Annotated in this window: 19 protein-coding genes and 1 riboswitch; of the genes, 13 read left to right on the forward strand and 6 right to left on the reverse strand. The window is 64.1% G+C overall.

Annotated features, from left to right (window positions below):
* Positions 1-142: 142 nt before the first annotated feature.
* Complete coding sequence (locus tag E5Z01_RS02195; protein ID WP_135227865.1) at positions 143-3,283, reverse strand: DEAD/DEAH box helicase; 3,141 nt, start codon at positions 3,281-3,283, stop codon at positions 143-145.
* Positions 3,284-3,351: 68 nt separating this feature from the next.
* On the opposite strand from E5Z01_RS02195, the gene E5Z01_RS02200 reads away from it, so the two are divergent.
* Positions 3,352-4,461, forward strand: coding sequence for a DUF4357 domain-containing protein (locus E5Z01_RS02200; RefSeq protein WP_135227866.1), 1,110 nt, complete (start codon positions 3,352-3,354; stop codon positions 4,459-4,461).
* A 227-nt stretch (positions 4,462-4,688) separates the two neighbouring features.
* Here E5Z01_RS02200 and E5Z01_RS02205 read toward each other — a convergent pair whose 3' ends face one another.
* The 3 genes from E5Z01_RS02205 to E5Z01_RS02215 all read right to left on the reverse strand — a co-directional run bounded on the left by E5Z01_RS02205 (position 4,689) and on the right by E5Z01_RS02215 (position 8,710).
* Entirely contained in the window at positions 4,689-5,948 is a 1,260-nt protein-coding gene (locus tag E5Z01_RS02205) for a hypothetical protein (protein ID WP_135227867.1), read from the reverse strand.
* 9 nt (positions 5,949-5,957) lie between these two features.
* A riboswitch (cyclic di-GMP riboswitch) is annotated at positions 5,958-6,049 on the reverse strand.
* A gap of 223 nt (positions 6,050-6,272) precedes the next feature.
* Positions 6,273-7,472 (reverse strand): hypothetical protein, encoded by a 1,200-nt coding sequence (locus tag E5Z01_RS02210; protein ID WP_135227868.1) that lies wholly within the window; start codon positions 7,470-7,472, stop codon positions 6,273-6,275.
* 47 nt (positions 7,473-7,519) lie between these two features.
* Entirely contained in the window at positions 7,520-8,710 is a 1,191-nt protein-coding gene (locus E5Z01_RS02215; protein ID WP_135227869.1) for an LCP family protein, read from the reverse strand.
* Between the two features lie 119 nt (positions 8,711-8,829).
* Between E5Z01_RS02215 and E5Z01_RS02220 the strand changes: the two genes are divergently transcribed.
* Genes E5Z01_RS02220 through E5Z01_RS02240 form a run of 5 tightly spaced genes read left to right on the forward strand, consistent with a single transcriptional unit; the run spans position 8,830 to position 15,076 of the window.
* Positions 8,830-10,101 (forward strand): lipopolysaccharide biosynthesis protein, encoded by a 1,272-nt coding sequence (locus E5Z01_RS02220; protein WP_135227870.1) that lies wholly within the window; start codon positions 8,830-8,832, stop codon positions 10,099-10,101.
* Entirely contained in the window at positions 10,102-11,244 is a 1,143-nt protein-coding gene (locus E5Z01_RS02225; protein WP_135227871.1) for a glycosyltransferase, read from the forward strand.
* Positions 11,241-12,620: an O-antigen ligase family protein gene (locus tag E5Z01_RS02230; RefSeq protein ID WP_240738137.1), complete on the forward strand. Its 1,380-nt coding sequence runs from the start codon at positions 11,241-11,243 to the stop codon at positions 12,618-12,620. The genes E5Z01_RS02225 and E5Z01_RS02230 overlap by 4 nt, the downstream gene beginning before the upstream one ends.
* A gap of 3 nt (positions 12,621-12,623) precedes the next feature.
* Positions 12,624-13,823: a glycosyltransferase gene (locus E5Z01_RS02235; protein ID WP_135227872.1), complete on the forward strand. Its 1,200-nt coding sequence runs from the start codon at positions 12,624-12,626 to the stop codon at positions 13,821-13,823.
* Positions 13,820-15,076, forward strand: a complete 1,257-nt coding sequence (locus E5Z01_RS02240) for a glycosyltransferase family 4 protein (protein ID WP_135227873.1) — start codon at positions 13,820-13,822, stop codon at positions 15,074-15,076. Before E5Z01_RS02235 ends, E5Z01_RS02240 begins: the two co-directional genes overlap by 4 nt.
* Before the next feature lie 12 nt (positions 15,077-15,088).
* Here E5Z01_RS02240 and galE read toward each other — a convergent pair whose 3' ends face one another.
* A complete protein-coding gene (gene galE, locus E5Z01_RS02245; RefSeq protein WP_135227874.1) occupies positions 15,089-16,144 on the reverse strand; it encodes a UDP-glucose 4-epimerase GalE in 1,056 nt (351 codons plus the stop codon).
* A 92-nt stretch (positions 16,145-16,236) separates the two neighbouring features.
* Here galE and E5Z01_RS02250 point away from each other — a divergent pair, with 92 nt between their 5' ends.
* The 4 genes from E5Z01_RS02250 (at position 16,237) to E5Z01_RS02265 (ending at position 22,090) form a co-directional block, all read left to right on the forward strand.
* On the forward strand, positions 16,237-17,829 hold the full coding sequence (locus E5Z01_RS02250; RefSeq protein ID WP_135227875.1) for a tyrosine-protein kinase family protein: 1,593 nt from the start codon (positions 16,237-16,239) through the stop codon (positions 17,827-17,829).
* A 159-nt stretch (positions 17,830-17,988) separates the two neighbouring features.
* Positions 17,989-19,668 carry a hypothetical protein gene (locus E5Z01_RS02255; RefSeq protein ID WP_240738138.1) on the forward strand — a complete coding sequence of 560 codons (1,680 nt, stop codon included), beginning with the start codon at positions 17,989-17,991 and terminating at the stop codon, positions 19,666-19,668.
* 334 nt (positions 19,669-20,002) lie between these two features.
* The gene (locus E5Z01_RS02260; RefSeq protein ID WP_135227876.1) at positions 20,003-21,286 is read left to right on the forward strand and encodes an exopolysaccharide biosynthesis polyprenyl glycosylphosphotransferase; all 1,284 of its coding nucleotides are present in this window, start codon (positions 20,003-20,005) and stop codon (positions 21,284-21,286) included.
* A gap of 201 nt (positions 21,287-21,487) precedes the next feature.
* Positions 21,488-22,090 carry a hypothetical protein gene (locus tag E5Z01_RS02265; protein WP_135227877.1) on the forward strand — a complete coding sequence of 201 codons (603 nt, stop codon included), beginning with the start codon at positions 21,488-21,490 and terminating at the stop codon, positions 22,088-22,090.
* On the opposite strand, the gene E5Z01_RS02270 is transcribed toward E5Z01_RS02265, so the two are convergent.
* A complete protein-coding gene (locus tag E5Z01_RS02270; RefSeq protein WP_135227878.1) occupies positions 22,074-22,901 on the reverse strand; it encodes an aminoglycoside phosphotransferase family protein in 828 nt (275 codons plus the stop codon). The genes E5Z01_RS02265 and E5Z01_RS02270 overlap by 17 nt on opposite strands.
* Before the next feature lie 67 nt (positions 22,902-22,968).
* Between E5Z01_RS02270 and E5Z01_RS02275 the strand changes: the two genes are divergently transcribed.
* Genes E5Z01_RS02275 through E5Z01_RS20170 form a run of 3 tightly spaced genes read left to right on the forward strand, consistent with a single transcriptional unit; the run spans position 22,969 to position 24,980 of the window.
* Positions 22,969-23,805 carry an undecaprenyl-diphosphate phosphatase gene (locus E5Z01_RS02275; RefSeq protein WP_135227879.1) on the forward strand — a complete coding sequence of 279 codons (837 nt, stop codon included), beginning with the start codon at positions 22,969-22,971 and terminating at the stop codon, positions 23,803-23,805.
* Between the two features lie 58 nt (positions 23,806-23,863).
* On the forward strand, positions 23,864-24,589 hold the full coding sequence (locus tag E5Z01_RS20165; RefSeq protein WP_167757722.1) for a heme-dependent oxidative N-demethylase subunit alpha family protein: 726 nt from the start codon (positions 23,864-23,866) through the stop codon (positions 24,587-24,589).
* A gap of 4 nt (positions 24,590-24,593) precedes the next feature.
* Positions 24,594-24,980, forward strand: a complete 387-nt coding sequence (locus tag E5Z01_RS20170) for a heme-dependent oxidative N-demethylase subunit alpha family protein (protein ID WP_167757709.1) — start codon at positions 24,594-24,596, stop codon at positions 24,978-24,980.
* Positions 24,981-25,002: the final 22 nt, after the last annotated feature.

A 25,002-nucleotide genomic window follows, 5' to 3' on the forward strand; every position in this document is an offset into this window, starting at 1 on the left:
GTAATAAATCGCATGATATTCATAGACAGCTTACGCAACCAAATCCGTCTTTTCCTAAATTTTACCTAAGCATTCTGTAAATGGACAATTCAATGTCGGTTTTTTGTCGTGTTTATCGTGCTGAGTAGTTACGATTTGTAGTTCACCCGAAATACCCCAGCAAATCAATCAGCATCCGCGCGTAATCGTCGGGCTTAATCCCTCGTTTTTCCAGTTTCACGCTCGGTGGGAAGGTCTGCACTTCCGTTTTGTGCGGGAAGCGTTTCAAGCCACTGGCGTCGTAGTCCAGTGATTTGTAGGCGAAGGTGATTTGCAGGTGGGTCATGGTTTCGCCGATGCTCAACACACGCCTGGCGACAGCGGTGAGCCGCAGCTTGGCGAGATCGATGAAGTTCTGCACTTCGGGCGTGGGCGGGCCGTATTTCTTGCGCAGATCGCGCTCCACGCGGGAAATGGCTTGCAGGGTGCGGGCCTCGGACAGCTTGCCGTAGGTGGCGATGCGGGCTTCCTCGTCAGGCTGGCCCTCACTGGTCACGAAGTATTCCGGCGTCAGGCGGGCGTTCACTGGCAGGTCGATAGACACGCTCAGCGGCGCTTCCAGTTTCTCGCCCTTCAGTTTGGCGACGGCTTCCGCCAGGAGTTCCGTGTACACGTCGATGGACACCGCCTGAACGTGCCCGTGCTGTTCCTCGCCCAGGATGTTGCCCACGCCGCGAATCTCCATGTCCTTCTCGGCCAGCAGGTGCCCGCTGCCCAGGTCTTGCAGGTCGGCGATGGCCCACAGGCGGCGCTGCGCATTCTCGGTCATGCGCGGCGGGTAGAACAGGTAGGCGTAAGCGGTCTGTGAACGGCGTCCCACGCGGCCCCGGAGCTGGTAGAGCTGCGCCAGGCCCAGCCGGTCGGCGCGTTCAATCAGGATGGTGTTTGCTTCGGGAATGTCCAGGCCCGTCTCGACGATGGTGGTGCTGAGCAGCACGTCGAACGCGCCCTGCTCGAAGCCCAGCATGATCTCCTCCAGTTCCTCCTCGTTCATGCGGCCGTGCGCCACGCCGATGCGCGCTTCCGGCACGAGGTTGCGCAGGTAAAGGCTGCGCGCGCCGATGGAGGCGATGCGGTCGTGAATGTAGAAGACTTTGCCGCCGCGCTCGATCTCGCTGATGATGGCGTCCCGCACGGTCACGGGGTCGAAGGGCGCGAGGATGGTCTGAATGGGTTTGCGGCCCTTGGGGGGCGTCTGGATGCTGCTCATGTCGCGCAGGCCCACCATGCTCATGTACAGGGTGCGTGGAATGGGCGTGGCCGAGAGGGCCAGGGTGTCCACGGCGCGGATGTCGTCGGGGATGTCCACCTTGCCGGCGCTCAGGTCGGGCATGCCGCGCAGGGCGCGCAGTTTCTCTTTCTGCGAGACGCCGAAACGGTGTTCCTCGTCCACGATGATCAGGCCCAGGTCTTTGAACTCGATGTCGCCCGAGAGAAGGCGGTGCGTGCCGATCAGGATGTCCACCCGCCCGGCCTTCAACTCGGCCAGGATGTTCCGGGCGTGTTTCGGGTCGGTAAAGCGGGAGAGGCCCTCGACGCGCACGGGCAGCCCTTTGAACCGCTCCACGAAGGTCGAGGTGTGCTGCTCGGCCAGCAGCGTGGTGGGCACCAGAATTGCTACCTGTTTGCCGTGACCCACCACGCGGTGCGCCGCCCGCAGCGCCACCTCAGTCTTACCGAACCCCACGTCCCCGGAAATCAGGCGGTCGGCCGGGTTGGGTTTCTCCAGGTCTTTCATGGTGTCTTTCAGGGCGCGCACCTGATCGGCCGTCAGGTCGAACTTGAAGTTCTGCTCCACCTGCTCGTCCCACTCGGGTTGCGCGGGAAAGGCGTTGCCGGGCGTGACCTGGCGCGCGGCGTACTGAATGAGGAGTTTCCCGGCAACTTCCTCGGCGTTCTTGCGGGCGCGTTCCTTGGCCCTGGCCCAGTCCTTCTTGTCGAAACTGCTCAGCACCGGCGGGTCGTCGGTGGTGCCGGGGTGACGCCGCAGCACCGGCAACTGCTCGATGGGTACGCTGAGCCGGGCGCCGCCCCGGTACTCCAGGTTCAGGTAATCGCGCGTGACGCCCAGCACCTTGCGCGTCTCCAGACCCTCGAAACGCCCGATGCCGTGTTCCGGGTGAATCAGGAAGTCGCCCACATGCAGGCCCAGTGCGTCCGTGACGGGTCGCCCCGCGATCTTCTTCCCGCGTAGCGCACTGCCGCCCTGAAAGCCATAGATCAGGTCTTCGGTGATCACGACTGTTTTATGCTCGGGGATGACGAATCCGCCCTCGCCCCCGGCCCGCAGGAAGCCCAGCCTGCCTGCCGGGAGGCGCGGGATGGTCAGCCAGGGAATCTCGTGCGTGTTCAGCAGCTTGTCGGCCAGATAGGCAGCGGTTCGGTCATGCCGAACCAGAATGAACACGCGGTAACCCGCCCCGCGCCACTCCTGCACGTCTTTTTCCAGGTCGTTCAGCCGGGCGCGGTAGAAGGGGAGAGGCTGCAAGCCCGTGTCCAGATCAGGTAATTCCAGCGGCGCACGCCCGAAACTGGTGACCTCGCGCCCCGCCAGTTTCGGCCAGAGCGTATCCGTCAAGATACCCAGGCTGCTCGCGTAGAACTCCGGCGAGTCCAGAAACACCCGCCCCGGCAGCAATTCCAGGCGCGTGGCGTCCCATTTTGTGTCGGTCAGGTACTCGCTCGTCGGCTCTACCGTGAACGACTCGATTTTCACGCCCGTCAATTCGCCTGGTTTAAATTGCCGCAGGGTGTCCAGTTCATCCCCGAAGAACTCGGCGCGCAGCCACACGGCGTCCTCGGCCTCGGCAGGCAGGCCCGCGCCCGCTGCCAGGCGCAACTCCAGCGTGTCGCCCTTGACCTCGAAACCCGGTTCCTCACCGCGCTCGTAGCCGAAGGCCTCCAGACGGGCGAGCAGCGCCTCACGCGGGTAACTGGCCCCCACCTTCAGGGTCAGGGCGTGATCCTCCGGGCGGGCCGGGAACAGGTCGAGGGCCGTATTCACATCCAGCACCACATGGTCGTGCCTGGCGTCCCAGTCACGCAGGCCGGGGTTCACACTCACCTTCGCGCCCAGCACGCCCGCCGAGGTGTAATTCCCCAGTCTGTCCGGTGTGGTCAGCAGCACGGCCGGGCCAGGAAAAGCCGCGAACAGAGCCGCACGGGCAATTTGCGGCAGCAAAAGCAGGTTGCCAGGTGGGGCAGCATCAAGCAATTTAGAAAGGTTGGGCGCGGCAACAGTCACCCAGGGATTTTACGCCTGCAAGGTAATTTCAGCAGGTCAGGCCGCACAGTGAATTAAACTGACCGAACATGACAGTGCCGGACATGCGGATCAGAGCCGCTATCAACGACATTCAGGGTTGGCTGAATCAAATCCCCGTGCCAGGGGAAGCGGTCGTGCGGCAGGCTATTATTCTCCGCTTACTTGACGCTGCTGGATTCAATATCTGGAATCCGCTAGAAGTGGTTCCGGAAGAGACAAACGCTACGGGTCATCGTGCTGATTTCCTCGTCCGGGCCGGGGAGGGCAAGTTCGCCCTGGAAATCAAGGGCATGAATGTCGCCCTCAACCAGAGCCATTACCAGCAGGCCGCTACCTATGCCGTGAATGAAGGGACGCGCTGGGCCATCGTGACCAATGGGCGCGTCTGGGTGGTTATCGACGAGCACCTGCCTGGGCGCTGGGACGAGCGTGTGGCCCTGAAACTTGAACTGGGACAGGATGAATTCGCTGACGACCTTGCGTTGCTTCTGAACCTGAGCGCATGGCGAGATGACCTTTTTGTGGCCGCCATAGCTCAAATAACGGAGCGCCAGAAATGGCGTCACGACGCTGAAAAAACTCGCCGAGAAAAGATACCTGTGATTGAGGAAATTCAACGAAAATATGGCCTTGGTTTTGAACTCGCAGTGGAAGCGGCCATAGATATGCACCGCATCACTGAGGCGGAGGGCGAAATTTTGCGTGGCGCGACAATAGCCTGGCAGCCCTATGTAGCTATTTCGTCATCTGCGCCGGCTGAACTGAAAAAGGGCATCGTCACGGAGCATCTTTCATTGCCAGGTAAAAGTTCAGAGCCGCATCCGGCTCGGCAAGTTGAATTCGCCTTCAAAGCCAGGAAGGCTGAGGCAACAGCCATCTGGAATGAAGCGGACAACATCTGGACGATTAAGAAGGGGAGTACGGCGCTAGATCGAGTACCGGACTACGGCAAATGGCTCGCAACTGAGCGAGAGAAGCTAATTTCGGAGGGCATTCTCCGCCGCATCGGTGACGGCCTGCTCGAGTATGTTGAAGACCACAATTATACCTCACCGAGTAACGCAGCCTTTTATATTGCTGGACGTTCGTGTAGCGGCTGGGATTGCTGGAAAGATTCAAGTGGACAGCCAGCCAGCACTTATCGTAAGTCCAACTAAACCCTCGTTCCCCGTAAATTTCGTTCAACCTGAGGCTCAGGCGAACCGAGCAGTGCATCCGTTCCGCTGTGTGCTGGCGTGATTGCTCATCCGAGCCTTTGCGATGTAGGCGCCGAGTTATTTGGGTGGGGTGTGGGGATGATTTGCGCGGATGAAAAGTGAACCCGCTCCTGGTCGGGCGGGTGGCCTCGATAAGGAGCGGGTTGCTGGGCTTTCTGGGTTTAGGTTTACTGCACTTCGTACCAGTGGACGGCCAGGGTGGTCATGGAGCCGCTCACGGTAGAGCCGCTGAGCTTCAGGCCAGTGGGGCGACCAGCGAACAGGGGGAGCAGTTTGGTAGCGCTGTTGGGCAGTTGCACTTTCACCGTCTGGCCCTTTGTGGGGTTCATATTGATGACCTGCAGGTAACGGCGATTCTGGTAAGACCACAGGTGAGCCACGCCCTGGTTATTCGCAGTGGTGACGGTCAGGGGGGTGCGTTGGCCGTTCATGAGGACAGGAGCCAGCAACTTCACCTCGCCGGCCAGGGCTTTCAGTTCCGTGTTCAGGCCCTTGTAGCTGGCCAGGTCGTTGGTGGTGTCCAGGTAGGTGTAGTACAGGATGCCTTTCACGCCTGCGCCCAGCGCCTGGTTGGTCATGCTGTTCAGTTCGCGGGGCGTGGGGTAGCGCCCGTTTTTCCAGTGGAATGCCTGGAGGTTGGCGATGGGCAGGGTGCCTTTGGCGCTGGATTCCCGTACCAGTTGCTTCATGACCGGGTAAACGACATTCACGGGGTCACCACCGTCGATGGGGTAACTCTGGTTGCCGACGGCGTCGGCCCGACCGAAGTAAGCGGAATGGCTGTTCGCGAACGAGATCGCCATGCTGGTGTAAGTGAGGTGATTGCTGTCCAGAGTTTTCACGGCGTCGTGGCGTCTGAGCAGTTCTTCAGGAGTAATAAGGTTGTTGCAGTCGTCCGCGATCATCCAGCCCAGCACGGCGGGGTGGCTTTTCAGGGTGTTGATGGACGTGCTGTTGAAGTCCTCGACCATGAGTTTCATGCCGCGTGACTGGGCGGCGTCAAGCAGTTTGCGGTAACCCTCAAGGTCGCCTTCGGGATCAAACATGGTGGCGTTCATGGTGTTGAAGCCCAGATCGGCAATGGCGTTCATGTCGCGCATGCGCCGGGCTTCGTTGCCGGCCCATGACACGTGGTAGAAGCCCATGGGGAACATGGGTTGGCTATTCACCAGCAGGGTGCCGTCGGTGCGAACCTGCGCCGTGACAGGGCCACTGGTGGTGGCCGTCAGGGCCAGGGATTCCAGGGTGTTGGTGGCGGCGCTGACCTGTTCGGGCGTGGCCGTCGTTTCGGCGGCGCCGGATTCACTGCTGTTACTACCGGGCGTGGACACCGTGGGGCTGTTGACCGTCGGGGCAGGGGTGGGCGTGGTCGAGCAGCCTACCATCAGGAGTGCCAGGGTACCCAGCAAGAAACCAGTTTTTTTCATTGATCTTCCTTCGGAAACCCGGCCAACTTCTTGTCTGACAGACAGGAGAAGTCCCGTGGGCTTTGCGTCCCCTCCTCACGGAGGGTTTGCCTTTATCGAGAAGCGAAAAGTGAGGGCCAACTGATGTCAATCGCTGCCTACTCTGAAGCGCGCTGAACCGCAGCACACTCAAACACAGAGATTAACTGTTAATGAACCTAGCGCGCCTGTTCTGACGAAACTCCTACAACCAGGCTCTCATAAATGCATAACCTCACACCTTTCCCAACGAAGGTGAAAAAGCCTCTTTCTCTGGCAGGGCCAGGCAGGGTTACGCCACATGAATTACTTGACTTCGTAAATGGCGACTTGAAGGGGACGTAACCGTCCACTGACTTCCAGGCCGCGACGGTTCAGAGTCCGGCCCAGGGTGCTGATGGGCTTCCACTGAGTAGGGGGTTCAGGGAGCTTCAGGTTGACCAGGCGGTCGGCGGTGCGGCTGCTGTTCAGGGCCATTACAAAACCTTTCTTCTGGCCTTCCTGCGATTCGCCGCGCAGGTACACCACCAGCGGCTGGCTGCCGGTGCCGTCTTGCAGAGGCATCAGCTCGCCGCTCAGCAGGTAGGGGGCCAGGAAGCTCACTTCATGCGCCACACCTTGCAGGGTCGACCACATCACGGGTTCCTGGTTCAGGTCGACTTCTCTGGCACGGTAAGCGTAGTACACCACGCCTTTCATCCCCGCCATGATGGCCTGGTAGGTCATGTTGCGCAGTTCCACCGGACTGGGTTTACGCCGGCCCCACAGGAAGCTCTGAAGGTTGGCAATGGGCACGGTGCCTTTGAGGTGGGCACTCTGCACGGCGCTGCGCATCATGGGGTAGGTGACGCTGATGTCGTCATTCCCGATCGGGTAACTCTGGTTGCCGATCAGGTCGGCGGTGCTGAAGTAAGGAGTCTCGGGGCGGTTTTGCGCCACGGCCAGACTCAGGTAAGTCAGTTTGTTCGGGGTGGCCTTCTTGAACTGCTCGTTGCGGGCTTCGACTTGTTGCGGCGTGAGTTGCGCGTTCGCGTCGTCGGCAATTTTGAATCCGAGCAGGGCGGGGGAAGCGCTGATCTTGCGCCTGTTCTCGGGGGTCAGACCGTAAGGCATGACGAACACCCCGGATTCCTGTGCCTGCTTCAGGAAAGACTGGAAATTCGCGGCGTCCAGTTCGTTGATTCCTTCTGTAATCACGAAATTAAACCCGGCGCCGGCCAGGCGTGACAAGTCCTGCTGGCGGCGTTCCGGCGTACCGTTCCTTGCCCAGGACACGTGGTAGAAACCCAGTGGGAAGAACGGCTGGCCGTTGACCAGGATGGTACCGTCGGTGCGGTGGGTGGCAACGGTGGGGAGTCCTTTTTTCAATTGCGTTACCGCTTCCGGTACAGCTGCCGCCAGGGGATCTTGCTGCCGGAACAGGTTGCAGGCAGTCAGGCATCCCAGTGTCACCCCAGCCAGCAGGGCGGCAGGCAGCGGACAGGTGGCGTAAAAGGGCCGCTTCATCTCTCCGACCGTAGACCGGCCTCATGAGAGGGCAATCAGCGCCGTTCTCAGCGCAGCAACAGGTGCAGTCGGCGGCGTTCTTGGGGGGACACCAGGTAATACCACAGGCCACCGATCTTGCGGTTGACGCCCTGCACACTCACGGTTTGCTGGTGACTCAGCAGGTAGTCGTGTCGCTGGCGCAACTCCACCACTTCTGACGGCGAGAAGTTCGTGCGCAGGTGGTGTTGCAGTTGTCCCAGTACGCGGTTCAGCTCGTCCGGCGACAGTTGTCCCAGCGAACCCATCAGGCTGCGCAGCACTTCCTGCTGGCGGGTGTTGCGGCCCAGGTCCCCGCGCGGGTCTTGTTTACGCATGCGCGAGTAGGCCAAGGCCTGCTCACCGTTCAGTTTCACCTTGCCCGGTTCAAAGGACTGTCCGTCCAACTCGAAAGCGAAAGGGGGATTCACGGTGACACCGCCCACCAGATCGATAACCTGCTGAAAACCGCCCATGCTGATCTCCACGAACTTGTCCATGGGAATCCCCAGGAACTGCTCCACCGCCATGGTTTGCAGGGTGGCGCCGCCGATGGCGTAGGCCGCGTTGATTTTCTCCACTTCGTGTTCAGGAATCTGGGCGCGGGTGTCGCGGGGAATACTTAAAAAAGAAAGGACACGGGTTTTTGGGTCAAACGTCAAAACGACCAGTACGTCGGCCCGACCCTTATCCAATTCATTTTGATCGTTGCCTATCAGCAGTACATGAATTTTGGTGTTGGTGCGTACCCGTTCCAGAAAACTGGCGGGGGCCAGCTTCACCGGGGCAGGCGCGGGCGGCGCCGCTGGCGTTTTGGGCACAGGGGCTGTGGGGACTGACGGCGTCTGCGCGGTAGGTATGGCGTCGGGAACGGCTGGGCGGGCCACCGTCTTGGGGGTCGGGGGCGGGGTTGTCGTGGGAACTGGAGGCGTCTTAGGGGCTGGGGCCGTCTTGGAGGGTGAGGGCGTTCCGGAAACTGGTTTTGCCGGGCTGGGTTTGTAACGTCCCATCGAGACAGGCTGGTCGGCCGGTGGGGGCGGCAAATCCTTGAACACCGGGTCGTCCAACACGCCGGGCAGGGGCGGGAACCCGTCTCCGTCGAGTTCCTTGTACACTTCCTGACCCAGGAGTTGCACCTCGCGGTGCCGCTGGTAGGTGAACAGTCCGCCTGCGGCCACCAGCACCAGCAGCAGAATCAGCAGCCACCACCAACGACGCATGCCCTGAACTATACGGGCCATACGGCCCGCCCGGCAGCGGTTGCCCCTGTCCTTAAAGTTCACCTGAAGGAGCCGGGCAGGGGGCACGGTATGCTGGTTTTACGGCCTCCTTTCCCCTGATGTCTACGCCCGCCCCCACCCCACCCACCGCGCCGGCTGCGCCCGGCCTGCGTGCCGGCATGCTCTGGACTGTGCTGGGGCAGGGTACGTTCTCGGCGGCGCAGTGGCTGATGGTCATTTTGCTGGCCCGCAGCGGCGGTGCCGAGGCGGTCGGGGTGTACTCGCTGGGGCTGGCCCTGACCGCCCCGCTGTTCCTGCTGCTGGGCCTGCAGCTGCGGGGGGTGCAGGCCACCGACGCCGCGCAGCAGTACCAGTTCAGTGATTACTTCACGTTACGCCTGCCTAGCATGTTGCTGGGGCTGCTGATCACGGCGGGCCTGGCCGGGCTGTACCCCCACGCCAGCGGGGCCATCTGGTGGCTGGGCACCGCCAAGGCCCTGGAGGGTATCAGTGACGTGTTGTACGGGCGCATGCAGCAGCGTGAACGGTTGGACTGGATCGCCCAGTCCACCATGCTGCGTGGCCTGCTGGGCCTGGCGCTGCTGGGCGGTCTGCACCTGCTGACCCGCAACCTGACCTTCAGTGCGGCGGGCGTGGCCGCAGCGGGCCTGACCACGCTGGTGCTTTTCGACTTACCGCGTGCCCGGCAGGTGGCCGCAGGCCGCTGGTGGCAGCCGCCGCTGTCCGGCTCATTGCTGAAACTGGCCCTGCCGCTGGGCTTGGTGCTCGCGCTGGTGTCTCTGGGCACCAACCTTCCACGGCTCTTTATCGAGCACCAGCTGGGCAGTGGGTCGCTGGGCGTGTACTCGGCCCTCAGTTACGTCAGTGTGGCGGGCAGCGTGCTGGTGGTCGCGCTCGGAACGGCCCTGACCACGCGCCTCTCACAGCACTACGCCCGCGCGGAAAAGGCCGCTTTTCTGAGGCTTTCCCTTCTGTTGACCGCCGGGGCAGGGGGGGTAGGGGCGGCCCTGACACTGTTGAGCGGGGTGGCGGGCGGCCCGATGCTGCATCTGTTGTACGGCCCGGAGTACGCGGCCTACACCAAGCCTTTTTTCTGGTTGACCCTGGCCGGCTCGGCGGGCTTTCTGGCCTCCTGCGCCGGTTTTGCGCTCACGGCGGCGCGGCGCTTCAAGGAGCAGTTGCCGCTGTTCGTGGGCGTCACTCTGATCCTGGCGGCCGCGTGCTGGTGGTTTATTCCGCGTCAGGGGCTGCTGGGCGCGGCGACCGCTGGCCTGATCGGCTCGGCGGCGCAGCTGCTGGGCAGTTGGTTTATCGTGGTGCAGGCCTTACGCCCCCTGCGCGCCCCACCCCCTTTGCAAGGAGACGCCTGAATGCCCACCGCACCCACGCCCATACGCGTCCTTCATCTGACCGGCAATCTGGACCGTGGCGGGATCGAAACCTGGTTGAAGAACGTCTTGCAGCGCGTGGATCGCCGGCAGGTCGCCATGGACATCATGGTGGTCAGCCCTGCCCCACATGAAGGCCACTACGAAGCGGAACTCAGGGCCCTGGGGGCGCGCATTCTCCGCATGCCGTCCACCAACCGGCCGCTGAAATTCCTGCCGGCTTACCTGAGTGCTCTGCGGCAATTTGGCCCTTACGACGTGGTTCACAGCCACATTCACCACTTTGGTGGCATAGTGCTGCTGCTGGCGCGGCTGGCCGGCGTCAGGGTGCGGGTGGCGACCAGCCACAGCGACACCCTGAAGCTTGATCTGGCGGCCAGAAATGGCCGGTATGCGTACCTGACTCTGATGCGGGCCGCCTTGCAGAGCAGCGTTACCCACCGTCTGGCGGTAAGTCAAATGGCGGCCCGCGCCCTGTTCGGCCCAGACTGGCGGGCATTGGGGACTCAGGTCGTGAACCTGGGTGTAGATCTGCTAAGTCTTCAGCAGCCGCGTGACATTCAGCAATTACGCGGCCGCCTGAACTTGCCGAGCGGAATACCGGTACTGGGCCACGTGGGCCTGCTGCGCGCGGAAAAGAACCACCTGTTTCTGCTCGACGTGTTTCATACTTATCTGAAGCGTCACGGCCCGGCGTGCCTGCTGCTGGTCGGTGACGGTGAAGAGCGGCAGGCCATCGAGGCCCGCGTGGCGCAACTGGGGCTGACGGAGCAGGTGTACCTGCTGGGTTCGCGCTCCGATATTCCGGACCTATTGTGGCTTATGGATGTCTTCGTGTTTCCTTCCCACTTCGAGGGCCTGAGCCTGGCTTTCCTGGAGGCGCAGGCTGCGGGCTTGCCGTGCGTGATTTCCAGCAACGTGTCCATTCGGATGGAGGCCAGCCGGATGCCCCTGGTGGATGTGCAGAGGCTGGAGGTGGCGGCCGGGCCTGCCGTGTGGTCCGACGCCATTGCGCAGGCCGTGAAACGTGGCCGTCACGCACCGCCATACATGGACTTCGACGTGGGCGAGAAAACACAGGAACTGGTCGCGTTCTACCAGCGGGCTGTCGCAGGTGAAGGGTGAGGAGCAGTACAAGTGGCGGCAGTCGTGACGTTCCGCTGGACTGGCTTCCCAGCGCCCCCACCGTGACCCAGTTGGCCCGCACCGCCCCCTGGCTGGAAAGGGCCGTCACCTGGTTGCTCGGGGCGTTCATTGGCGTGCAGTGTTTCGGGCTGCCGCTGCTGGGCGTGGGGCCGTGGGCGCTGTGGCCTACCATGGCCGACGTGCTGTTCTGGGTGGCCCTGTTGTGCGCGGCCCTGTACCGCTGCCCGGTGCAACCTTACCTGCGGACTGTGTGGGGCGCCCTGCTGAGTGTGGGGGCGCTGTCCGTGGGTTCTTTCCTGCTGCTGCTGGTCATGCGGGACGGTCACCTGGGCGTGGCCGGGCCGTTCGGTGTTTTTCAGGTGTTCAAGCTGTTGCAACTGCTGGGCGTGTTCTGGATGGCAGGCCGCCTGTCCCTGGGCCGTGACGTGCTCAGAAGTTGGGAAGGGGCCGCTCGTGTGGGTTTTTTGGTCATCGTCGTGACGATCATCTGGACGTACTTCTCTCCGGCCATTCCGCAGTTTTTCGGGGATGTCCTGCCGCGTGGCCGGGGGGCGTCCGGCCCGTGGGAGTCGTACTACCTGCACAATGAGCGCGGCCTGGGTACGCTGGGGTACAACCACGCTTACGTGGCGGCCATGGTGCTGCTTCAGGGCGCTTTCCTGATGATGTTGCGCCCGGCCCGTAACCACACCTGGATTCTGCTGGGCATCGTGGTGGCGTGCTTCCTGTCCGGTGCGCGGGCGGGTCTGGTAGGCGCGGTGTTGTTCGTGCTGCTGGAGGGCCTGCGTACCCCCCTGCGTTCCACTCTGACGGTGCTGGCGGTGGGCGTGGCGGGCCTGTTCGCCATGCCTTACCTGCACGCTGACCTGAACACCCTGATTGCCCGGCAGGCCACCATTCTGGATGCCGGAGATACTGGCAACCTGGCAGGCCGGGGTGACATCTGGCAAACGTACTTGAGTGGCCTGAGCAGTGATCCTTTCCGGTTGCTGCTGGGCAGCGGCATGGGGTCGGCGGTGGCGAACAACGGCTCTAACGCGCACATGCTGGTGCTTCAGGTGCTGTATGAAACCGGGGTGGTGGGCCTTACGGTCATGGGTCTGCTGTTCTGGCTGCTGTTCCGGCAACTGGGCCAACTGAAGACCGGACGATCAGGCATTGCCATGAACCTGCTGGTGGGCCTGTGGGCCACATCGTTTGCGGCCGAGACCCTGTACCCCAATTCGGCCTTCGGTTCGTTCCTGCCGATGCTGGCACTGGTGCTGGTGGTGGCCCTGACCCCGGCACATTCCGAAACCCTTCAGGAACCCGTGACCCCGGTATCTGGCCCCCGTATCGTTGAATGGGAGGACTGACTGTTGAGGCTAAGTGTCGTACTGGAACAGAGGTTCATTCACACCGCTGACGGGGCGACCTTCGACAACGGTCACGCCACCTACACGCACTGGCAACGTTACCTGAACACTTTCGAGGAAGTGCAGGTGGTGGGCCGTTCGCAACTGGTGCAGGTCGTCCCGGACGGGTACAGGCGCGTGGATGGCCCGGCGGTCACGGTGCTGCACGTCCCGTACTACCAGGGGCCCGTGGGCCTGCTGAAACGCTTACCGCAGGTGTCCGCTGCACTGCTGTGCGGCCTTGAACCGCAGGAGGCCGTCATCGTGCGGCTTTCCGGGGTGCTGGGCCACCTGGCAGCAGGCCTGCGGTACTGGCAACGGCAACCCTTCGCGGTGGAGGTCGTCAACGACCCGTTTATGGGGTACGGCCCGGACGGTACGCGGCACCCCCTGCGGCCTGTGTTCCGCTGGATGCTCACGGCCCTGACGCGCTGGCAGTGCCGCCAGGCGGTGGCGGTGCAGTACGTGACCCGCCAGGCCCTGCAACGCCTTTACCCGACACGCCATGAGAACGTGTCGTTTGGCGTGTCGGACGTGCATTTACCCCCGGAGGCGTTCAGCGGGCCGCGTCAGTACGACCGCCCGGCCCGGCTGGCGGTGCTGGTCGGCATGCTGGAACAACGCCACAAGGCCGCCGACATTGCCATTGCCGCCCTGGCGAAACTGCGCGGGCAGGGACATGACGGGCAGGGACACGACCTGCACCTGCGAATTGTCGGGGATGGCCCACTGCGTTCCGAACTGGAAGCGCAAGCTGCCGCGCTGGGCATCGCGCCGTTCGTGGAGTTCGTGGGCCAACGCAGCACGCCCGCCGAGGTAAGGGGCGACTTACGGGAAGCTGACCTGTTCCTCATTCCATCCCGCACTGAAGGTATGCCCCGCGTGCTGCTGGAAGCCCTGGCGCAGGGTCTGCCGGCCATCGGGTCGGACGTGGGCGGTATCCCTGAACTGCTGGACGCCGCCCACCTGGTCAAGCCGGGTAGTGTGGAAGACCTGGCGCGGGCCTGGCAGGCGCTGGCGCTTGACACGGCGGCCCTGACCCGCGAAAGCGCCCGCAACCACCACGCCGCCCAGGAGTACGCCGATCACGTGCTGGACGGTCAGCGTACGGCCTTTCAACGCGTCGTGCGGCTCGCCACGGCCTCCCGGAGGGTCACCGCATGAAGAAACCCAAGACCATCCTGTACACCACCACCACCGCCATTGCCGCACTGGCCTTCTTTTCCGAGCAACTGGGTCACCTGCGCCGCGAAGGCTGGGACGTTCACTTCGTCACGCCCGCCGAACCGTCCGATCAGGTCAAGCGGGCCATTCAGGCCAGCGGGGCCACGCACCACACCCTGAATTTCGCCCGTGAAATCTCACCCCGGCACGACCTGCGTTCCCTGCTGGAAATGATCCGTATTGTCTGGAAGGTGCGTCCCGACGTGATCAATTTCTCCACGCCCAAGGCCGGACTGCTGGGCGGCATAGCCAGTGCGCTGCTTGGCACGCCGCTGCGCGTGTACTTCATTCATGGACTGCGCAGCGAAACCGCCGCCACCGGGAAACTGGCCCTGCTACGCCCCGTTCTGATGCTCATGGAACGCCTCACCTGCTGGTGCGCCCATGAGGTACTGTGCGTCAGTCCATCGAACCGCGACGAGGCCGTGAAACTGGGCATGGTTCCTGACCAGAAAATTCGCGTGCTGGGCGCAGGCAGTCCCGCCGGAATTCCCTTCGAGCGTTACGCTCACCCCGACCCGCAAGCGGTGGCGGCGGCGCGCCAGGAACTGAATTTACCGGAGGGGACGCCCGTCGTGGGCTTCGTGGCCCGCATGGCCCCGCAGAAAGGCATCGAGGAACTTTTGCTGGCCTGGCCCCTGGTTCACCAGCGTGTTGCCAACGCTAAGTTCCTGCTGGTCGGCACGCCTGACCCCGCCAACCCCCTCTCCGAGAAAGCCCAGCAGGCCTTCGAGACCGCCCCGAACCTCATTCAAGTGAAGTTCGAGGCGGACATGAGCCGCCTCTACCCGCTGATGACCGTGCACACCCTGCCCAGTCGCCACGAGGGTCTGGGCATGGTGGTGCTGGAAGCTGCGGCCAACGGCGTCCCCAGCGTCCTGACGGACGCCTCCGGCGTGCGTGATGCGGGCGTGCCGGGCGTCACCTGCCTGCAAGTCCCAACTGGAGACGTGCAGGCCCTCGCGGACGCACTGGTTCAACTGCTGACCGACCAGCCCCTGCGTGACCAACTGGGCCAGCAGGCGCAGGCGTGGGTCAAGCAGCACTTCGCGCAGGAGAGACTCTGGGCGCTGTGGGACGAATTTTACGCCCAGGCCTGGAAAAAGCAGCGTCGCCGTGCCAGGGCTGACCTGCGCCCCTGGGCGGTGGGAGCCGCCGTCCTGGCGCTGGCGCTGACGCGCCGCAGGCGCTGAAGGTCACCTGGGTCAAGTGGGCTGGCGGTCTGTCCAGCGCGCGGCCCAGTTCAGCGCCGAACTCAGGCCCTCTGACGTGGAACACTGCGGCGCCCAGTCGAGCCAGCGGCGGGCGCGGCCGATGTCGGCATATGCGCCGGCGCTGTCACCGGGGCGGCGCGGCGCTTCCCTGACTGCCAGGGGTTGCGGGGAAACCTGCTGGAAAGCCTCGACCAGCTCGCGCACCGTCACGCCGTTCCCGGTGCCGACGTTGATGATCAGGAAGGAAACGGGCGGCCCGGCCTCGGCTCGCTCGGTACTCATCCGCTCAGCATTGGCCCGCTCGAAGGCCTGCTCGAAGTGCTCCAGCGCCGCCACGTGCGCCTGCGCCAGATCCCACACGTGAATGTAGTCGCGCAGGCCGCTGCCGTCGCGCGTGGGGTAATCCGTACCGGTAATACTGAATTCCCCGCCGCCGCGCGCGGCGCTGACCAGGCGGCCCAGCAGGTGCGAGGGCTCTGCCACATAAGGCCCGCTGCGCATCTGCGGGTCAGCCCCAATGGGATTGAAGTAGCGCAGCGCAATGCCGCGTAGGCCCCGGCCCTGCTGCGCCGAGGCCACGCACAGGTCTTCGAGCATCTCTTCGGTCATGCGTTTGCTGCGGGCGTAGGGACTCAGCGGTTTCAGCGGGCTGTTCTCGTTGACCTGAAAGTCCTGTGGGCTGTCGTACACGCTGGCGCTGGAGCTGAAGATCACTCGGCGCTGCCCCAGTTCGGCCAGGGTCTCGAACAGGGTCAGGCTGCCCAGCACGTTCTCGCGGTAATACAGCGCCGGGTGCTCCACCGACTCCGGCACGACGATCCGCGCCGCGAAGTGCAGGGTGGCTTCGATGTCGGGATGCTCGGCAAAGATGCGCCGAACCAGGCCCTGATCCGCCACATCGCCCTGGTAGAACACGCGGCCGCGCGTGAACTCCTGGGGGCCGCTGACCAGCGAATCCAGCACGATAGGGGTGTGACCGGCATCCTCCAGGGCAGAACAGGTGGTGCTGCCGATATACCCCGCTCCGCCGGTGACAAGAACTTTCACACGCTGACTATAATAGTTCTCACCATGGACTTCCTGAGCCGGCGCGAACCAGCCTTTTGGTCTTCTTGCCGCACCCTTGTGGGGCACGGGGCATGACCCTGCCCTCCAGGGTGCAGGATCTGGATGTCGGCGCCTACCTGCGGGTTCTGCGCGGGGCAATGGTGCCGATTTTGCTCGGCGCCCTGGCCCTGGCGGCGCTGGCGTTCGTGTATTCCAGGTCGCGCCCGCCGGTCTACCGCGCCACCGCCAGCCTGGCCGCCCTGCCCACCAGCTCGGGCAATTCCGTGATCAACAACACGCTGGTGTCGGCTCCGGCGCTGCCTGCCGGGGTGGTCGGCCGCGCCCTGCGGAGCCCGGACGTGACCCGCGACGGAGTCAAACGCCTGCGCGCTACCGTACCGGACTCTGCGGCCCGCCGTCAGACGCTGGCGAACATCGCAGCCGAACTGCGTTCCGAGAATTACCGCACTATCGGGCTGGCGGCCGAAATCGACCAGAACCTGATCGGCACCTATGAAATCTCGGCCCTGGCCGGCACGCCGGAAGTCGCCCGGGCCACGGCGGACGCTTTCGCTGCGGCGCTGCTGCAATGGGACCGGGCGCGGGCGCTGGACGGCATCAACCGCGCGCGCACCAACCTGATCACCCAGCGCGACCTGCTCGGTGGGCAGCTCAGCGCCGGCGGTCAGGCGGTGGGCGAACGCACGCTGGAACAGATGCGCAGCGAAGTGGTGCAGCAGCTTCAGCAGGTGGAGGTGCTGCGCCAGACCGTGAGCGGCACGCTGTCCCCCATTGCCAGCGCCACCCTGCCGGTCGATCCTGTGGCACCCAAGCCGCTGCGTAACGCCATCCTGACGTTCGGAGCCGCGCTGTTCTTCGGGCTGCTGCTGGCCCTGTTGCGTGACCGACTGGGCAAGCGCGTGCAGGATCCCGATATTCTGCGCAGCTTCGGGCTTCCCGTCCTGGGGCTACTGCCGCCTGTGACCCTGCGCCGCCATAATCCGCGCGGGGCGCTGGCTCTGCTGGCCAGCGGGAGTTTCCGGGAGCAACTGGAATTCGTGCGGGTGGGTATGCTGTCCCGACTGGGACTGACCGATGTGGCGGCCGCGGGGCCACGCAGCGCTAAGACGCCGCTGGTGGCCCTGAGCAGCGCCAACATGGACGAGGGCAAAAGTACCCTGACGGCGAGCCTGGCCCTGATCTGCGCCCAGCGCGGCCTGAAGGTGCTGGTGGTGGACGCCGATATCTACCGCCAGCGCCAGAAAGACCTGCTGCTGAGTCGCCCAGAGAAGGCGGTGACGCGCCATCAGGTCGGTGATCACGAGGTCTGGATGCAGGTTCAGCCGAACATCGACCTGCTGACCCTGCTGGATTCCCGCATCGAGCCGGCCAAATCGCAGCGAACCATCCGGGCCATGTCCAACCACTACGACCTCGTGCTGGTGGACACGCCGCCCATTCTGAAAATCGCGGATACCGGGCCATTTGCGCGGCTGATGGACGGTCTGCTGCTGGTGGTGGATGTCAATACCAGCGTCGAGCAGGTCGAGCGCCTGGTGGACGAAACCACCCGCCTGGGGGTGAACACCCTGGGGTTTGTGCTGAACCGTTACCGGGACGTGGGCAACGGTTACTATGAATACCGGTCAACTTTGACAGGTCAAGAGGTCAAAATTCACGGTTGAGGGACGCATATCACTGCCCCGCCAGCCTCCTGAGGCGGAGGATTGATCGGCGATGACTGAGGAGTCTGGAATGAAGCGGCAGCAGTTGAACACAACGCACAGAGGACGACCCGGCAGGGCTTCCACTTCGGTTCGCAGGCGGGGCCTCCAGGATCAGGCGTGGCCGAACCTGTGGCCTACCCCTGGAGCGCTATGACGGCGGCCCAGCAGTTGTTGCTGCTTCACCTGGAGCGGGCCGAGGTGCTCAGCCGGGTGGGGGGCGGCCCACTGGTGGCGGCCCGGCTGGCCTTCCGGCTGGGAGAACCGGAACTGGCCCGCGCCCTGCTGGCCCGCACCGGCGGCCTGTTCGACCTGGAGGAAAGCCAGCGGCTCCTGAACGACCCCTGCCCCGAAGCGCTGCTGGTGCAGGCGGCCCAGGTGCTGCCCGGGCGCGTGGCCATGCCGGCATGGACCGAGACGGAAATGGAGATGTACGTGCGGGTGCTGGCTAGCCTGCTGGTGTCGGACGCGCCGCCGGACGCGGCCAGGCTGGGCGGGGGTCGTCCCGGCTGGGCCGGCGGGCTACGGCGTTTGTCCCCCTGTCCCGAGCAGCAGCGCTGGGGGGCCGGCCTGCACCTGGCCCGCGAACTCCAGGGGCCACTGCGCTGGGCCACTGCTTCGTGGGGGGGGCGTTTCGGCTTGCAACGCCAGGTGAATGCGGCCGGCCTGGGGCAGGTGGAAGTCGTCTCGCTGGAATACGTCATGACGGCGCTCGACGCGGCCTGGCGCTGGGATCTGCCGGAACTGGCCCAGTTGCTGAGCGGCCCGCTGCTGATCGAGGGGCTCGAAACCCTGGCCCCGGATCGCCTGGACACGCTGACCAGCCTGCTGGCGGATGCCAGTCGCCTGTTCGACTGGCCGGTGGTCGCCCTGCCGGGGTTTGAGGTGCCCTGGCCGGACGCGTACCCGTTGCTGCCGCTGCCCCAGCAAAGTGGCACCGGAGGTCAGGACGATCCTCCGGCACCTGTGACCCGTCAGGTGCTGGTGCTGCCGCGTCAGCGTCCCATTTCGCTGCGTCAACTCGCCACAGAAGTGCGGGGGCAGCCTGGGCGTTCGCTGGTGGTGCTGTACTCCCGGTCGAGCGCGGCCCGGCTGGCGGGAATGTTGCCCGGCAGTGTGCTGCTGTCCAGCAGTCTGAGCCGCCTGCACCTGGCAGAGCGCATGTCCGAACTGGCAGAGCAGCAGGCGGCCAGTCCGTCCTTGACCGTGGTTGCCACCACGCTTCCCTCCACTGCTGTCGGCTTTTTCGATCAGGTCTCTCACATCAGTGCCCCGCTGCCGTACCTGATCGAAGCGGCGCAACTCAGTCGGGGCACCTTCCGGATTCTCGACCTGCTGGACGTAGCGTTGCCGCAGCTGTGGACGCGCCAGCTTCAGGTCACGCACGCCCTGCTGGGCCAGGGTGACGCCCTGAACGACCCGGAATTGCAGCGGCTGTACTTCGATGAGCTGCGGGCCCTGGAACGTCACCAGCGCGCACCTTACTGGCTGGAACTGCGCCGGAACATGCAGTACGCCTCGCTGGCCAGCGAACTGAATGCCCAGTCGGAGGCCTCGGTGCCTGTGCTGATCGCGCGTGACCAGGCCAGCGAGCAGGTCATCGCGCGTTACCGGCGAGAAGGCTGGTTGCCTCGCCAGGGCCTGCGGCACGCGGCGTGGCTGACCGCCTCCGAAGCGCGGCGGGCGGTGCAGCGCGGCGAAGCCGAGGACGGCGGGTGGGCCCTGATCTGGCGCGGCGACTATCACCCCGACTACGGCCTGGCCTGGCCTTACGTGCAGGCGGCGCAGAGTTCAGAGTGAGCGGCTCTTCAGAGTGAAGAGGAGTTTGGAGCGAACGGGCGCTCCTCCCACGGCCTTGACAGGTGGCTGAAAGAGTTTCCTGGCTATGGTGTGGTCATGTCTGCCCTCAGGCCAGCGGCGTTGAACTTCAGCGGCGCGGCACAGGCACGAACGCACGGCGCCGCGCGAGGTGGCCGGAGATGGCCAAACCTTGCGCGCCTGAAAAACTGGTGTGCCGATCTTCTTCCGGTGCCAGGACAGCCTTGATTCGCCTTCGCCACTCACCCCTTATGATGTCCGGGAAAGGCGGTTGTGAACTTCTCCACAAAGTGTCATCACGCTTCACAGAGGTCTTATGGTGCCCCACTCAAACCTGCCTTCCCTTACTGGAATTAGACTCAGCGTCAGGCCGTTCTGGGTCTGGGACGCGCTGATTTATGCCGTGGTGGCTCTGCTGGCCTGGCTGACCTTCGGCCGAGGTGAGGATGCCCCGGCCACGGCGGCCCAGATTATTCAGATGCGGCTGTGGTTCATCGCCAGCCTGCTGGCCTATCTGCTGGCCTTTCAGGTCAGTGTCGGGCGCTACTTCTTTCAGCGCCCCGCTGGCCCCGTGCTGGTTCCGGTCGCCTCGTTCCTGCTGCTGGCCCTGCTGCTGGGGGCCATTGGGAAATTTGCGTCGGTCTGGGTCATGCTGCCGCTGCACCTGCTGTGGCTGGGGCTGGCGGCCCTGCGTCAGTCGGTGGCCCGGCGGCTCACCCCACCTCTGCGCCTGGGCATGACCTCGCGCCCCACCGATGACCTTCTGCGGCACCTGCCGCGCCACCGCCTCCAGTACGCGCCGATCACCCCCCATGAACCGCAGAGTCTGCACCAGATCGATGCCCTCATCATTGCGGCCGAAGAACCGCGCCCGCTGCAAACCAGGGCACTGGCGCACGCCCAGCTCATGAATATTCCCATCATCACTCAGCGGACGCTGGAGGAAGAACTGCTGGGCAAGGTGTCGCTGGACAGCATCGACGAGGGCTGGCTGCAACGCTCCGCCTTTCAGTCGACGTACCAGCAGGTCAAGCGCTTCCTGGACGTCACGGCGACGCTGCTGGCCCTGCCGCTGCTGCTGCCCCTGATGGCCGTGGTGGCGGCGGTGGTGTACTTCAACAGCGGGCGGCCCGTGCTGTTCTGGCAGGAACGGGTCGGTCAGGACGGCCAGGCCTTTCAACTGGTGAAGTTCCGCACCATGACCCGCGACTCCGAGCGTTCCGGCCCGGCCTTCGCCAAGTCCGGCGACCAGCGCGTCACCCCGGTGGGCGCCTTCCTGCGTAAATTCCGCCTGGACGAACTGCCGCAATTCTGGAACGTCCTGCGCGGCGAAATGAGCATCATCGGCCCGCGGCCCGAACAGTGGGCTTTCGTGGCCGAATTCGAGGAAAGTATTCCCCTTTACACCACCCGGCACTGGGTCAGACCCGGCATTACCGGCTGGGCGCAGGTCAATCAGGGATACACCGACAGCGTGGGGCAAACCACCGAGAAACTCCAGTACGATTTTTTCTACGTCAAGTACTGCTCGCTGAGCCTGGACGCCCTGATCGTCTGGAAAACCATCCAGACCATCCTGACCGGCTTCGGCTCGCGGTAAAAAGGCTGGAGGTATGGCTGCCTGACCGCCCGTTTCTTCCGACCCTTTGAGGAAGGCGACGGGCAGACCGCCGCGCTGGGATGTTCCTGCTGCCGAGTTGACTCTGGGGAGCATCACAGGGCACAGGCCAGTGGATCTGAAAATGAGAATGCTGCGCCTGGACGGGGGTTTCCTCACGGGCGGCCCGTTTACACTGGGGGTATGAAGAAGTTCCTGCCCCTGGTGTTCCTGACCTTTTCAATGGCTTGCGCGCAGTCCTGGACGGTCGAGGGGCCGTTCCGCGACGAGCTGCTGGGCTGCCAGCGCGTCGGCAGCGGGCAGGTGCAGTGCAGCATCAAATCCACTTACACCGGCAGCGGCCCCACGTACTACGGCGCCACCTATTACGCCCGTGACACGGCGGCTTACGCCCCGGATCGGCGGCGCTTCATCGCCTCACGCACCACCATCGACGGGCGGGATGTGACGAACGCTACCCTCAACGTGGCCAAAGCCAACCCGGTGACCGTGGTGTACACCCTCGATTACCCCGCGCAGTTCGACAAGATCACCATGCTGTTCGTGGACAGCGGCATCCTGAAGGAAGTGCCTATCAAGGGAGGGCCCATCAAGGGCCAGGGGGCCGCGCAGCCCGCGACACCTAAACCCGCCGCGCCTGCCGCGCAGCCGGCTCAGGCGGCCCCGGCGGCGCAGCCACCCGCGGCCATCAACCTCAATGCCTTCGACATTTCCCTGACGGGTTGCACCCTGAACGCCAAGGGCGGGTACACCTGCACCAAAGCGGAAATCAACCCGAAACGCTGAGGGCTGCCAGGGCAAGTTCCACGATGTTCAGCACCTTCCGGGCTTCGCTGTACTGGTCATCACCGTGCTGGTCATCTTCGAGCCACCAGGCGGCGCTCAGGCCCCCGTAGGCGGCCACCCAGCGCAGAAGGCGCGCCCTTTCCAGTCCGCTCTCGGCGCAGACGATTTCAAGCTGCCGGGCCAGTCGCCCCGGCCTGAGGGCATCAGCATTGGTGGGGTTGTAGAAGATGTTCGCGTAATCGAAGCCGCGTTCGCCCACCAGCCCCTTCGGGTCGATCAGGAGCCAGCCTCGTGCCGGGCTGTGCAGGACATTCCCGTGGTGAAGGTCGCCGTGCAGCGCAGTGGTGTCCTGTGGGTCGTTCAGCAATTCCTGCGCTATGCTCCACGCGGTCGCGTACACCCCGCCCTGGGCGGCTGTTCTCTCCAGTGAACGGAACCAGCGGCGCAGGTCAGGCAGGGGCGGAGGTGGAGTGTGCTCCAGGCGGGAAACGGCGTGCAGTTCAGCGGCGGCGCGGCACAGAATGCGCGTGGCCTCATTGTCCTGCCCAGTGTTCACCATTTCCGTCAGGGACGGTTCACTGTGCAGCCGTTCCAGCACAATCGCCTCACCGCCCTGCGCGTACACGCGGGCCGCGCCGTGCCCGCCTAGCCACACCATCAGGTGGTTCCCGGTGGTTTCCTCGTCACTGCGAGCAACCTTCAGCATGGCCGGTTGGCCCGCGTACAGCACCGGCAACAGGTCGCTGCTGTGCGTGTGAATGGCCGCGCCATCCGGCACGAGCTTCCAGCGTTTCAGGTATGGCCCGAACATCCGCGCAGTGTACGTCGCCCTTTCGTCTGATGTCCGTTTTCCTTCCGGGTGTTAGGCTCAGTGGCGCATGGACGCCCTGTACTCGATCATCCTCGGCATCGTCGAAGGCATCACGGAATTCCTTCCCATCAGCAGCACCGGACACCTGATCGTCGCCGGGGAACTCTTCAAGGGCCTGCAGGCCACGCCCTGGACGAAAGAAATGAAGGACGCCTTCGAAGTCATCATTCAGGGCGGCGCGATCCTGTCGGTGCTGGTGTACTACTTCCGGGATATCGCGCAGATTCGCCACATCGCCACGGATAAAACGCAGCAGAACCTGTGGACGAGCGTGCTGATCGCCTGTCTTCCTGCCGTGGTGATAGGCGCGGCCCTCGGGTCGACCATCAAGCATTACCTGTTCACGCCGTCCGTGGTGGCGTGGGCGCTGATCGTGGGCGGCATCCTGATCTGGATTGTCGAGAGCCGCAAAACCACCCCGGAAGTGCACAACATCGAGAGCATCAAACCCGGCAAGGCCCTGCTGATCGGCCTGGTGCAATGCCTGGCGATGGTCTGGCCGGGCTTCTCACGCAGCGCCAGCAGCATCCTGGGCGGCATGCTGCTGGGCCTGGATCGCCCCACCGCCACCAAATTCAGTTTCTACCTGGGCCTCATCACTCTGGGCGGCGCGTCACTGCTCGACCTGATCAAGAGCCGCCACATTCTGGGAGAGATCGGCGCGCTGAACATGATCCTGGGGATCGGCATCAGCTTCGTGGTGGCCTACGCTTCCATCGGCTGGTTGCTGAAATTCGTCTCCACCAACGACTTCAAACCCTTCGCCATCTACCGCATCATCGCGGGCATCATCATCCTGGTGCTGATCGCCACGGGCGTGCTGCAAAACGCGAACCTCGCTTAAAAGTCGGGGCTGTACGGGCCGCCTGCGGGCGGCTTTTTCTTTTGACAGAATGCTGGTCATGGTGCAGCTTTACCGCCCTTTTCTGAGTGGCGTCTACTCGGTGTCAGCGGGCCTGTTCCGGTTCGGTCAGGGCCTTCCCTGGCGCGAGGACGGGGCAGGAGAGAGCCACGTTTTCACGTTTGGGGACGATTACGAGCGGGTCATGGCCAGCAAGGTGAACTCACACCGTCGCGCCCTGCACGAGTACGCGGGCGAAGCGGGCCTGACGCCGGAACTGCGCGCGCAGATCATCACCTTCACGGCGCAGACGCTGGCGCGCGACAGCGGCGGGTTTATTTCGTGGGACGGCTTCGTTTTGCGCAACACGCAACTGGGCTGGACGGCCCGGCTGGAGCCGCGCTGGGGCGGCGTGGAGGTCGTGGAACGCTGCGCCGCGCCGCTCGCGCACCTGGTGGCCGAGGTGCAGCCCATTGGCGCGCTGGATTTTCTGGGCTTGAACGTGCCGGAAGACCTGGCGGTGGTGGCCCGCAACGCTTCGCGCGACTGGCTGGCGGCGGTTCACGTGCTGTCGCCGCAGCACTGGAATCCGCTGGACAAACTGGGGCGGGATTTCGTGGCGGTGCATGAACCCGTGGCCGGGAGTGAGACGCACGGCGTCCAATTCCAGAGGATGGCGGAAAAGCGACGCCATCCTCTTCCATCTCCCGCAGCGCGTCTTTGCTGCTGCTCACTCTGTTCGGGAAATATCGCTAAAAAACAAGCGATATTTCCGCAGCGGGTATGAACCCATGAACCGCACCGCGCCCCGGCTGGTGGAGGCGGTCATTTCTCGCGGGCCGTTCGTGCGTTTCGCCTGGGGCGTCAGCATGGGCGACCGGCTGGATCACCACCCGAATGCGCCCGCCGACCAGGACAGGGGAGAGGCCACCCGTTTCGACCCGGACGGCGCTTTCCTGCGGGTGGAACGCCAGACGCTGAGCGGCTTTCCGGACGCCGGCGGCGCCCTCTTCACCATTCGCCCGTTCACTTACCCGCTGCGTGAAGCGGTGGGTGGGTCGGGATACGCCCGGCAACTCGCGGCGGCGCTGCGCAGCATGACGCCCGCGCAGGTTCAGTACAAAGGGTTAAGCGTGATCGGGGCAGACCTGCTGACCTGGCTGGATCAGCAGGCTTAGAGCAGTTCTCCGAATTCCGCGC

This window comes from Deinococcus fonticola, from assembly GCF_004634215.1.
Classification (GTDB): domain Bacteria; phylum Deinococcota; class Deinococci; order Deinococcales; family Deinococcaceae; genus Deinococcus; species Deinococcus fonticola.

Bases quoted from the DNA above. Each gene is read 5' to 3' on its own strand.
- E5Z01_RS02250 (WP_135227875.1), top strand. From the start codon at position 16,237: ATGACCCTGCCCTCCAGGGTGCAGGATCTGGATGTCGGCGCCTACCTG.
- E5Z01_RS02240 (WP_135227873.1), top strand. From the start codon at position 13,820: ATGAAGAAACCCAAGACCATCCTGTACACCACCACCACCGCCATTGCC.
- E5Z01_RS20165 (WP_167757722.1), top strand. From the start codon at position 23,864: ATGGTGCAGCTTTACCGCCCTTTTCTGAGTGGCGTCTACTCGGTGTCA.
- E5Z01_RS02205 (WP_135227867.1), bottom strand. From the start codon at position 5,948: ATGAAAAAAACTGGTTTCTTGCTGGGTACCCTGGCACTCCTGATGGTA.
- E5Z01_RS02200 (WP_135227866.1), top strand. From the start codon at position 3,352: ATGACAGTGCCGGACATGCGGATCAGAGCCGCTATCAACGACATTCAG.
- E5Z01_RS02265 (WP_135227877.1), top strand. From the start codon at position 21,488: ATGAAGAAGTTCCTGCCCCTGGTGTTCCTGACCTTTTCAATGGCTTGC.
- E5Z01_RS02225 (WP_135227871.1), top strand. From the start codon at position 10,102: ATGCCCACCGCACCCACGCCCATACGCGTCCTTCATCTGACCGGCAAT.
- E5Z01_RS02210 (WP_135227868.1), bottom strand. From the start codon at position 7,472: ATGAAGCGGCCCTTTTACGCCACCTGTCCGCTGCCTGCCGCCCTGCTG.
- E5Z01_RS02220 (WP_135227870.1), top strand. From the start codon at position 8,830: ATGTCTACGCCCGCCCCCACCCCACCCACCGCGCCGGCTGCGCCCGGC.
- E5Z01_RS02215 (WP_135227869.1), bottom strand. From the start codon at position 8,710: ATGCGTCGTTGGTGGTGGCTGCTGATTCTGCTGCTGGTGCTGGTGGCC.
- E5Z01_RS02260 (WP_135227876.1), top strand. From the start codon at position 20,003: ATGGTGCCCCACTCAAACCTGCCTTCCCTTACTGGAATTAGACTCAGC.
- E5Z01_RS02270 (WP_135227878.1), bottom strand. From the start codon at position 22,901: ATGTTCGGGCCATACCTGAAACGCTGGAAGCTCGTGCCGGATGGCGCG.
- E5Z01_RS02275 (WP_135227879.1), top strand. From the start codon at position 22,969: ATGGACGCCCTGTACTCGATCATCCTCGGCATCGTCGAAGGCATCACG.
- E5Z01_RS20170 (WP_167757709.1), top strand. From the start codon at position 24,594: ATGAACCGCACCGCGCCCCGGCTGGTGGAGGCGGTCATTTCTCGCGGG.